Raw genomic sequence first — 691 nt, 5'->3', positions numbered from 1 at the left:
CGTCGATGGTGAAGTCGACTGGATCACTCGGCCCGGAGGTGTTCCCGGCTGGATCGGTCTGGGTTGCGGTGACGGTGTGATCACCGTCGCCGAGCGGCTGGGCGACACCGATGGTCCAGCCGCCGTCACCGTTGACAGTGGTGGTGCCGATCTGATCACCATCCACCGAGACGGTCACGGTCGCGCCGGGTTCACCGGAGCCGCCGATCGTCGGAGTGTTGTCGGTGACGGTCGATCCGTCGGCCGGTCGGGTGATGACCGGCGGGGCCGGTGCGGTGGTGTCGATGGTGAAGCGATCCGGGTGGCTGCGGCCTGACCGGTTTCCTGATGGGTCGGTCGCGGTCGCGGTGATGGTGTATCCGCCTGGGGTGAGGGCGGTCGAGGTGAACGTCCAGTTCCCGTTGCTGTTGGTGGTGGCGGTGCCGAGCTGGGTTCCGTCCTGGTCGGTGACCACGACCGTGGCGCCGGGTTCGGCGGTGCCGGAGATGGTCGGGGTGGTGTCGCGGGTTGACGATCCGTCGGCGGGCCGGGTGATCACCGGGGTTTGGGTGGTCGCATCGACGGTGAAGTCGACACTGTCAGCATCGGAGGTGTTGCCGGCTGGATCGGTCTGGGTCGCTGACACGGTGTGGTCACCGTCAGCCAGCGGATCCGGAGTATTCAGCGTCCAGCTGCCGTCACCGTTGACTGT

The 691-nt window shown here is 67.3% G+C and carries 1 protein-coding gene; it reads right to left on the bottom strand.

All coding sequences use genetic code 11. The features are described from left to right. Positions 1 to 691 (bottom strand): Ig-like domain-containing protein (locus IEY07_RS23970; RefSeq protein ID WP_229670625.1); only part of this gene is annotated, 691 nt, incomplete at both ends.

Origin of the sequence: Microlunatus endophyticus (assembly GCF_014646195.1) — a bacterium.
GTDB classification, from domain to species: domain Bacteria; phylum Actinomycetota; class Actinomycetes; order Propionibacteriales; family Propionibacteriaceae; genus Microlunatus; species Microlunatus endophyticus.
The sequence above is the reverse complement of the archived record's forward strand: the minus strand, read 5'-3'. Positions and strand labels throughout refer to the sequence as shown.